This window comes from Arthrobacter sp. SO5 (genome assembly GCF_020532805.1).
Taxonomy (GTDB): Bacteria; Actinomycetota; Actinomycetes; order Actinomycetales; family Micrococcaceae; genus Arthrobacter.
In genome coordinates, this window is record NZ_MQTQ01000060.1 from 8,520 (window position 1) to 17,713 (window position 9,194).

At 68.0% G+C, this 9,194-nt stretch carries 7 protein-coding genes and 2 pseudogenes; 1 reads left to right on the plus strand and 8 read right to left on the minus strand.

Going from position 1 to position 9,194, the window contains the following annotated elements; all coding sequences use genetic code 11:
* The 7 genes and pseudogenes from BJG92_RS11220 to BJG92_RS11250 form a co-directional block, all read right to left on the minus strand.
* A pseudogene (locus BJG92_RS11220) lies at positions 1-599 on the minus strand (M18 family aminopeptidase); the annotation flags it as partial.
* Between the two features lie 300 nt (positions 600-899).
* Positions 900-2,330 (minus strand): amino acid permease, encoded by a 1,431-nt coding sequence (locus BJG92_RS11225; RefSeq protein ID WP_232084088.1) that lies wholly within the window; start codon positions 2,328-2,330, stop codon positions 900-902.
* Positions 2,331-2,552: 222 nt separating this feature from the next.
* Complete coding sequence (locus BJG92_RS11230) at positions 2,553-3,278, minus strand: response regulator transcription factor (protein WP_232084089.1); 726 nt, start codon at positions 3,276-3,278, stop codon at positions 2,553-2,555.
* Positions 3,279-3,287: 9 nt separating this feature from the next.
* A complete protein-coding gene (locus tag BJG92_RS11235; RefSeq protein ID WP_232084090.1) occupies positions 3,288-4,622 on the minus strand; it encodes a sensor histidine kinase in 1,335 nt (444 codons plus the stop codon).
* Between the two features lie 31 nt (positions 4,623-4,653).
* Complete coding sequence (locus BJG92_RS11240; RefSeq protein ID WP_232084091.1) at positions 4,654-5,556, minus strand: ABC transporter permease; 903 nt, start codon at positions 5,554-5,556, stop codon at positions 4,654-4,656.
* A gap of 3 nt (positions 5,557-5,559) precedes the next feature.
* On the minus strand, positions 5,560-6,501 hold the full coding sequence (locus BJG92_RS11245; RefSeq protein WP_232084092.1) for an ABC transporter ATP-binding protein: 942 nt from the start codon (positions 6,499-6,501) through the stop codon (positions 5,560-5,562).
* Between the two features lie 196 nt (positions 6,502-6,697).
* On the minus strand, positions 6,698-8,200 hold the full coding sequence (locus BJG92_RS11250; RefSeq protein ID WP_232084093.1) for a bifunctional phosphatase PAP2/diacylglycerol kinase family protein: 1,503 nt from the start codon (positions 8,198-8,200) through the stop codon (positions 6,698-6,700).
* A gap of 59 nt (positions 8,201-8,259) precedes the next feature.
* Between BJG92_RS11250 and BJG92_RS11255 the strand changes: the two genes are divergently transcribed.
* On the plus strand, positions 8,260-8,976 hold the full coding sequence (locus tag BJG92_RS11255) for a phosphatase PAP2 family protein (RefSeq protein ID WP_232084094.1): 717 nt from the start codon (positions 8,260-8,262) through the stop codon (positions 8,974-8,976).
* On the opposite strand, the pseudogene BJG92_RS11260 reads toward BJG92_RS11255, so the two are convergent.
* Positions 8,909-9,194 (minus strand): annotated as a pseudogene (locus BJG92_RS11260) (MFS transporter); the annotation flags it as partial. The gene BJG92_RS11255 and the pseudogene BJG92_RS11260 sit on opposite strands and share 68 nt — an antisense overlap.

Below are 9,194 nucleotides of genomic sequence, written 5' to 3' on the forward strand. Positions count from 1 at the left end.
TCCGCCAGCAGGCCCAGCAGGTCTTCGCCGGCGGGGTCGCCGAGGCCGTAGACCGGGTTCATGTGCTGCTGTTTGTCCAGCGCGAGGCCGTCGTTGACGGCGCGGTCCAGATGGATGGCCAGCTGAGGGAAGCGCAGCAGCGGTCCGGTGGCGGTGAGGTGCTGCGATCCGTCCAGCATCACCAGGCGCCCGGCGAGCTGGAGTTCGCGGTCCAGCCAGGAGTTCAGCAGGGGGCCGCCGTAGACCTCGACGCCGGCCTGCAGCCAGCCGAATTTGCCGGTGGTGGGTTTGGGCTTGAGCTTGAAGGACGGCGAATCCGTATGCGCGCCCAGGATGTTGAAGCCTGTGGTGGGTCCGGCCGCCGCCGGCGTTACCCAGGCGATGAGGGCACCGTCCCGGATCAGGTAGAACTTGCCGTCGGTGGCTGCCTGCGCGGAAGCGGCGGCACCGTGCCAGGGCTGCCGCTCGTCCAGACCGGTGAAGCCTGCCGCATCCAGCCGTCGGCCGGCTTCGTGGACGGCGTGGAAGCTCGACGGCGAGGCGGTGACAAACGCCCCGAGGTCCTGGATGTGGGCTGCGGCGGAGGAGTGTGAAGGCATGGCACCGAGTCTAGCGCCGCGCCCATCCCCCCCTGCGCTCCTGCACCTGGTCTCGACAGCGTGCTGGACCAGCGACCCTGAGGCCTGCCGCGGGCCCCCGGTGGCCGCGTCCGACGTCGGCCTGCCGGCGTCGGACATGCCCTCCCGAGACCCGCAGGACTGGACATGCCCCGGGCCCTCCCGGGACATGCCCTCCCCTCGTCATGGCCAATGGACATAATGGCACTATGTCCACCCCTGGGCGCCGGGACTGGGCATGCCCCGGGACGCGGGGCAGGAGCCGGGGCCAGTGACCTGCGGCTACAGCCCGGTTCCCGCTTCCACCTTGGCTTCCTCCGCGGGCATCTCGGCGGGAACGTCCGCGGGGTGCAGTCGCGCCTTCCCGCCGTTCTTCCGGTAGCGCCAGAGTCCGATCCCGACCACGACGGCGGCAAGGGCGAGAGAGAGCACCAGTGATTCCCGCGTCGATTCCAGGATCACCATGCCGATCAGGAGGGCGACGATGCTGATGATGGCCAGCCACGTCAAGTAGGGGAACAACCACATCTTCAGCTGGAGGTCCTTGGCGGCAGCGCCCATCCGGCGGCGCAGGATCAGCTGCGAGCCGGCGATCACGAGCCACACGAACAGGGCAATGGCACCGGAAGTGTTGACCAGGAACAGGAAGACGGTGTCCGGAGCGATGTAGTTCAGGCCGACAGTGATAAAGCCAACCACCGTGGAGGCCAGCACCGCGGCGGCCGGGACGCCGCGCTTGGAGATCCGCATCCAGGAGCGCGGCGCGTCGCCGCGGCGGGACAGCGAGAAGAGCATCCGGCTCGCGGTGTAGAGGCCCGAGTTCAGGCAGGACAGCACAGACGTCAGCACGACGATGTCCATGATGGTGCCTGCGCCCGGGATGCCGAACAGCTCAATCACGGCGACGTAGGGGCTCTTGGCGACGGAGGCAGAGTTCCAGGGCAGCAGGGTGACCACGACGGCAATGGAACCAATGTAAAAGACCAGGATGCGCCATACGGTCGACTTCACGGCCTTCTTGACGGCGTCGACGGGGTTCTCGGATTCCCCGGCGGCGATTGTCGCGATTTCGGCGCCGAAGAAGGAGAAGACGACCACCAGGATGCCCGCCAGGACGGCGCCCGGGCCGTTGGGCATAAATCCGCCGTTGCCCACCAGGTTGTCAAGCCCCGGGGCCGCGACGCCGGGGATGAGACCGAGGATGGCCGCCACGCCGAAGAGCAGAAACAACGCGATTGCGGCGACCTTGATGGAGGCGAACCAGAACTCGAACTCGCCGAAGGACTTCACGGAGCCGAGGTTGGTGAGGGTCAGCAGGACCATCAGGAGCAGCGCCCAGACCCATTGGTCGATGCCCGGCACCCAGCGGTGCATGATGGCGGCTCCGGCCGTGGCCTCGATGCCCAGCACGATGATCCAGAACCAGGCATAGAGCCAGCCGATGCTGAACCCGGCCCAGCGGCCGAGGGCCTTGTCCGCGTAGGTGGAAAAGGACCCGGTTTCCGGGTTGGCGGCCGCCATTTCGCCGAGCATGCGCATCACCAGGATGACCACGAGACCCGCCGCCATGTAGGCCACCAGGATGCCGGGGCCGGCCTGCTGGATGGCGGCGCCCGAGCCGACAAACAGTCCAGCCCCGATCACGCCGGCGATGGCGATCATGGACAGGTGCCTGGGTTTCAGAGATTTTGAAAGCTGTTGGTCAGCGTGCATGGAAGCGCCGTCCTTCGTGAATTGTTTGGGTCCGATTGCAGCGCGATGTGCTGTGTGACGGACCACATTGACGTTTCACCCTAGACCGGCGCGGCGGTCCTCCGTCCTGTGCAGTCCCACAAACGACGTCCCCGCATACAGGACGGTCCTCCAGAAGGAGGGGGTGCTAGGCAAGAGAAGTTGCCTCAGAGGCAATTCTGTAATGTGCCGGAAACCACTATTTCAGTAGTCCGGGTTGCTAGGCACCACAAGGCCGCTCTCGTAGGCGTACACCACGGCCTGGACCCGGTCGCGCAAATGAAGCTTCATCAGGATCCTCCGCACATGGGTTTTGACGGTGGCCTCGGAAAGGAAATACCGGTGTGCGATCTCGGCGTTGGAGAGCCCCTCGGCCATCGCCCCGAGCATCTCGGTCTCCCGCGGGGTGAGGTCCTCAAGCAGCGGGTCCTTCACCGGCCTTAACGTGTGGCCCTGGCTCGCCGGACCGCCGGCGCCGCCGGTTCCCGGGCGTTCCCCCCGGACGTACGTCTCCAGGAGCCGCTGCGTGACGCGCGGGGCCACGACGGCGTCGCCGCTGGCCACCACCCGGACCGCGCTGATCAGTTCCGCTGGAGCCACGTCCTTGAGCAGGAACGCCGATGCCCCGGCCTGCAGCCCGGCGAAGGCGTACTCGTCCAGGTCGAACGTGGTCAGGATGATGATTTTGGCGAGGGCTCCGGAGGCGGTGACGGCCCGCGTCGCCTCGATCCCGTCCAGCACCGGCATCCGCACGTCCATGAGGACGACGTCGGGCGTGAGTTCCCGGACGCGGCGCACCGCTTCGGCACCGTCGGACGCCTCGCCCACAATGCACAGGTCGTCCTCGCCCTCCAGGATCAGGCGGAAGCCCATCCTGAGGAGTGGCTGGTCGTCCACCAGCAGGATGCGGATTGGTGCTGTCTGGTCCATCGGATCCCCCTATTTTCCTTTGTCGCCGTTGCAGTTGAGGACCGCGTGCACACGCCAGCCGCCGTCGCTCGCCCGCCCGGCGGCCACGGAACCGGCGTAAATGCGGGCCCGCTCCCCCATCCCGGTGATGCCCTGGCCGGTGCCCGGGGTGCCCGCGGAGACCAGGCTGGCCTGCGCCGCCGGCGCCGGGGTGCCAAAGGCGACCGGGTCCACCGTCCCCTTGCCGTCGTCCGTCACATCAACGGTGACCCTGTCGCCGTCGCGCACTATGGTGACATCCACCCGGCCCAGCGAGCGGCCGTAGCGCAATACATTGGTCAGCGATTCCTGCACGATCCGGTATACGGTCAGCTGGAACGCGGCGTCCTCCGGGAGGGCGGGACCGGCGTGCGTGTAGTGCACCGGCATGCCGGCGGTGCGGAATCCCGCGAGGAGCTTGGCCAGGTTGTCGCCGGCCGCGAGCGGCCCGCGCGGGGCAGGCCCGGGGGCGGAATCGTCGCGGAGGACTCCAAGCACGCGCCGCATGTCCGCCAGCGCGGTGCGCCCGGTCCGGGACAGTTCGCCGAGGACCTCGGCGGCGCGCTGCGGGTCCTTCCTGACCACGACGGCGGCTCCGTCCGAGAGGGTGATCATCACGGTGAGCGAATGCGCGACGACGTCGTGCATCTCGCGGGCGATCCGGTTCCGTTCGTTGACGGAGCCCAGCTGCGCTGTGCGCGCGGCCCAGGCGGCGATTTCGTGCTCGTGCTCGCGCCGTTGCCGGACCGAGATGCCAATGCCGGCGGCAATGATGTTGGAAAGGGTGATGCTGATCCCGGCAGCGAGGCTCGTGATGAGCTGGAAGTTCGCCGGGGTGCTGACCGCCATGTCCGGAAGCCGGCCGTCCAGCGGGCCCACGGCCAGAATGAAGTACAGGAGCACCAGCGGTGCCGTTGTCAGGGCCAGGGCAACCAGGGTGAAACGCCGCGTGCGCACCACCGCCACGGCGTACAGCGAAAACCAGAGGCCGGCGGAGACGTTGGAGCCCCAGGGATGGAGATACGTGACGGCAATTTCCAACACGGCCACGATGACCAAGACCGGCACCGGGTGGCTCCGGCGCAGGAACAGCGTCCCGGCCGTTGCCGCCAGCAGCGCGGCGACCGGCCAGGTGCCGTCAATCAGCGACTCAACCGCCGTGGGCGTGACCAGGAGCAGGTAAACGGAGACGACGACGGCGTCCATGGCCCGCGGGTGCTGGAACAGGTAGCGCCGGAGCCGGCCGCGCCGTCGGGCGGTGATTTCGGCGAAGGACGCGTCGGCCCGGCCGGCCGCCGCGTCCTTCACGGGCACTGCATCGATCATGCTCTGAGCCTAAACGGTAGGGCTTGCGGGCCTAGACGTCCCGCTTCTTGAGCAGGAAGCCGGCCAGGAGCACCGGGAGCACCACCCAGGCACCCAGGACCAGGCCGGCCTGCCAGGCTTCCAGGGTGTCCGGGACATGATCCAGGGCGGTCAGCGGGTCCACGGTGTTGCCGGGCAGGTACTTGCGGGCTTCCACGAAGAAGTCGCCGGGAATGAGCTGGAAGGCGATGGGTGCCACGAAGAACAGGCCGACCAGGCTCATGATGCCGCCCGCCGAGTTGCGAATCAACGTCCCCAGCGCCATGCCGATCGCCGCGACGGCTGCCACGTAGATGCTGTTGACGATGAGCAACTTGACCGACTGTGAACTGGCCAGGTCAAGGTCGAGGCCGTAGTTGTCCAGGATCGGGACCGACACGAACCCGGCGGCCAGCGTTGACGCAGCCGTGACGAGGAACGAGGTCAGCACCACCACCACGAGCTTGGCCGCGAACGCGGGGATGCGCCTGGGCACTGCCGCGAAAGTGGACCGCGCCATGCCGGTGGTGAATTCCGAGCTCATCAGCAGCACGCCGAGCGAGCCGAGGATGAGCTGGGCGAAGGCGATACCGGAGGTCGGGACGGCGACGACGAAGTCCCCGCCCTGCGCGGCGATCCGGGCGGCCGCCTGCGGGTCCCGGGTGGCGGCTTCGGAGAACTGCCCCGTTCCCCAGGCGGAGAGCGCCCCGAATCCGACCATGACGATCACCGTGGAGCCGAGCAGGATCAGCGTGGACAGCAGTGTGCGGAACTTGATGAACTCGGAGTTCAGGACCCGCAGGAAGCTGGGGCCCGGGCCGGTGCTGGTGCCGTTGCCGGAGAGCTTTCCGGGCAGCGGGTCACCGGCGTGTGCGCCGCGGCGAGAGGGTGTGGGGTCGACGATGGTTGAGCTCATGGTTTAGTTGCCTCCGGCTTCGACGGGAACGGCGCCCGTGGTGATCAGCGAGTGGTATTCGACCTCATCCTTGGTCAGTTCCATGTAGGCCTCCTCAAGGCTGGCCTTCAGCGGGGTGAGTTCGTAGATCATGACGTGGCTGTCAAGGGCCGCGCGGGCGATCTGGCGCGGATCAAGGCCCGACACCTCAAGCAGCTCGTTGTCCTGCAGTTCCAGGGAGACGCCGGTGCCGGCGAGCAGGTGCATCAGCTGGTCCGGCTGGTCGGTGCGCACACGGGTGCGGACCTGGCCCTTTCCGGTGATGATTTCCTGGATCGGCGCATCGGCAATGATCCGGCCGCGGCCGATCACGATCAGGTGGTCGGCGGTGACGGCCATCTCGCTCATGAGGTGGCTGGAGAGGAAGACCGTCCGCCCCTCGGAGGCCAGGTACTTGACGAGGTTCCGCACCCAGACCACGCCTTCCGGGTCGAGGCCGTTGACGGGCTCGTCCAGGATGACGGTCTGCGGGTCACCGAGCAGGGCAGCGGCGATGCCGAGCCGCTGGCCCATGCCGAGGGAGAAACCGCCAACCTTCTTCTTGGCGACTTCGGCCAGGCCCGTCATTTCGATGACTTCGTGCACGCGCTTCTTGGCGATGCTGTGCGTGGCAGCCATCGCCAGGAGGTGGTTGTAGGCCGAGCGGCTCGTGTGGACGGCCTTGGCATCGAGCAGGGCGCCGACGTCGCGCAGCGGCGCGGTGTGCCGGGCGAGCGGAGCGCCATTCACGGTGACGGTGCCCGACGTCGGCCGGTCCAGTCCCATGATCATGCGCATGGTGGTGGATTTGCCGGCTCCGTTGGGGCCGAGGAATCCGGTGACCCGGCCGGCCTCGACGGTGAAGTCGACGCCGGCGACAGCGGTCTTGTCTCCGTAAACCTTGGTCAGGCCTCGTGCTTCGATCATGGAAGCGTTCCTTTACCTAGCAGTGGGATGGTGTATCCACCACGCTACCGAGGCAAAGCCCGGTTTTCGCCGGTCTGAGGGATGATTCAGGGTCGAATCAGGGTAGTCCTTACGGATGAGCTGCCGCCGTCGTCCGGTCGTTCGGGGCGCCGGTGACGAAGATGACCCGTTTCATGCCGGCAGCCCGGGAAACTCGTCAGCGTTCGGGCAGCGGGGAGTAGTAGGTCAGGGCGCCCGGCTTTACCGAGAACTCGACGGCGCGCACGCCCGGCATAACCTCGCCGTCGACCGCCACCACCATGGTGGTGTCACCGGGTTCCACCCGGATCCGGCTGGCTTCGGTGAGGTGCGTGATCCGCGACGTCGCCACCGTGCCGGTCAGGACCGACCACAGCAGGCGCAGCCGCGCGAAGGACTCATCCGCCGTGATCATCCGCAGGTCGAAGACGCCGTCGTCCAGCACCGGGCGCACCAGAGGCGCGTGGTCCCGGGGGTAGTAGTGGCCCCGGCCAATGTAGAGGATCCAGAGTTTGTGCCGGACGCCGTCCACGATCAGGGTGGTGGGGGTGCCGGCGGCGAAGGTACGGAACATGGCCACGACGCCGGCCAGCGGCTTGCCCAGGGCCGGTTGGAGCAGCTCCCGGCGGCGGACCAGATTCGGGTAGAGCCCGATGCTGGCGGTGTTGAGCATGCTCAGTTCCAGCGTCTCGGGGCTACCGGGGAGTCCGCGCTCGACGGTGACGTGTCCGATGTCGGCCCGGGCCGCCTCGCCGCGGGACGCGGCATCGACGGCTGCGGCGAGGGTGGGCGTTCCGGCATCCCGGGCGAAATGGTTCAGGGTTCCGCCGGGCAGCACGAGCAGCGGCAGGGAGTGTTCGACGGCGGCGCCGGCGGCCGTGCCGACCGTCCCGTCGCCTCCCCAAACGCCAAGGGCCGCGGTCCCGGGGCGTGTGGCCACTGCGGCGATCTCGGCCGCAACGTCCTCGTCCTGGCCGATCTCCTTAATATGCGCCTTGGGGAATACTTTCTGGAGCGCGTCCGCTGTTTCCGCGGCGTAGGAGCCGCCGAGGGTGTTCACGGCAATGCTAAGGCCCTGTCCCTCCGTCAGAGTCGAGGTTTTTACAGCGGTACGGCTGGTCTCAGGGAAAGGCGGCCGGACAGGCCACCATTTCCGGGTCACCAGGGCCGCACCCGCCCCGATCGCTGAGCCAAACAGCACATCGGAGGGCCAGTGGGCGCCTGTATGGACGCGGGAATAGGCCACGCCGGCCGCGACCGGAGCCAGCGCGGCGCCGAGTGCGGGACGGACCAGTCCGGCTCCCAGGGCAAAAGCGACGGCAGAGGCGGAATGGCCCGAGGGCATCGAGGAGCTGGTCGGCTGGGGATCGACGAACCGGAAAGCAGGCAGGTGCTCGGGGAGCGGCCGCGCCCTTGGCAGGAGCCTCTTGAATCCGAGGTTGGTGACGCCCGAGGCCACTGCCTGCGCGATGACACCGTGGAGGGCGGCCCGCCGGAACTTTCCGGGGAATATCGCCACGATCCCGGCGATGCCGAGCCACAGCTTTCCATTATTCGCCGCGGCCGATAACTGCCGGAAGAACTCATCATGGCTCCCGCCCGGAAGCCTGGACACGGCGCGCACCAGACTCCGATCGAACTTTTCCAGCCGTCCCGGCGCCTTACTCAGCATGCTTCGCATCCGACAACCATACTGCCGGTCACCGCCATCAGGCCGCCCCCGCCCGTTAGGATGGGGCGATGACCCGAGTGCTGGACCCTCAGCGATTGCCGACGGGCCGCGTCCTCGCGGTCAGTACCGCCCTGCTGACCCTCGGTGTGATCCTGGGCGGGCTGCTGGTGGCGGACGTCGCCGGGCCGCCGTTCCAAAGCCTCGATGAGGGCTGGGCCAGCTGGGTCGTGGGCCTTCGCAGTCCGTTCTGGGACGGCATCAACGCGTTCCTTAACCTGGCCGGTTACCGCGGCGTGCTGGTACTGGACGGATTGCTGGCGCTGGCGCTGTTGCTGCGCAGGCGGCCGCAGACGGCCATCTTCACCGCAGTGGCCGGCGTCGCCGTCCTGGTCCTGACGCAGATCCTCAAAGCCAGCATCCATCGGACCCGGCCCGAAAACACGATCGTGCTGACGGACACGGGATCCTTCCCTTCGGGCCACGTAGCGACCACGACGGCCTTGCTGCTGGTCCTGGCAATCCTCGTGGGCCGGACCTGGGTCTGGGTGCTCGCGGCGGCCGGCATCCTGTTCATGATGGTCAGCCGGACCTACGTGTCGGCCCACTGGCTGACGGACACCGTGGGGGGCGTCTGCCTGGCCGCACCGGTGGTGCTTCTGCTGTGGCTGGGCTACCAGAACATATGCATTCAGGAGAATAAAGACGCCCGACGGCTCCTTACGTGGCGCGCAAGGGCTTCGCGGCGCCGGCAAGCAGCAGAGCACCCAGAATCGGAACCCCGATAGCCAGCAGGGCCAGCCGGATTCCGGTCACGTCGCCCAGGTATCCCAAAAGCGGCGGGCCGGCGAGGAACGCAATGTAGCCCACGGTGGAGACGACTGACACCCGTGCGGCGGCGTGCCGGGGGTCATCCGCCGCGGCGGACATGCCCACCGGGAACGCCAGCGCCGCCCCCACCCCCCAGAGCACGGCCCCGGCCGTGGCCAGCCAGAGGTTACCGGCC

What these genes read in the sequence shown, in the direction of transcription:
- BJG92_RS11225 (WP_232084088.1), bottom strand. Translation starts at nt 2,330, where the DNA reads ATGCACGCTGACCAACAGCTTTCAAAATCTCTGAAACCCAGGCACCTG.
- BJG92_RS11230 (WP_232084089.1), bottom strand. Translation starts at nt 3,278, where the DNA reads ATGGACCAGACAGCACCAATCCGCATCCTGCTGGTGGACGACCAGCCA.
- BJG92_RS11235 (WP_232084090.1), bottom strand. Translation starts at nt 4,622, where the DNA reads ATGATCGATGCAGTGCCCGTGAAGGACGCGGCGGCCGGCCGGGCCGAC.
- BJG92_RS11240 (WP_232084091.1), bottom strand. Translation starts at nt 5,556, where the DNA reads ATGAGCTCAACCATCGTCGACCCCACACCCTCTCGCCGCGGCGCACAC.
- BJG92_RS11245 (WP_232084092.1), bottom strand. Translation starts at nt 6,501, where the DNA reads ATGATCGAAGCACGAGGCCTGACCAAGGTTTACGGAGACAAGACCGCT.
- BJG92_RS11250 (WP_232084093.1), bottom strand. Translation starts at nt 8,200, where the DNA reads ATGCGAAGCATGCTGAGTAAGGCGCCGGGACGGCTGGAAAAGTTCGAT.
- BJG92_RS11255 (WP_232084094.1), top strand. Translation starts at nt 8,260, where the DNA reads ATGACCCGAGTGCTGGACCCTCAGCGATTGCCGACGGGCCGCGTCCTC.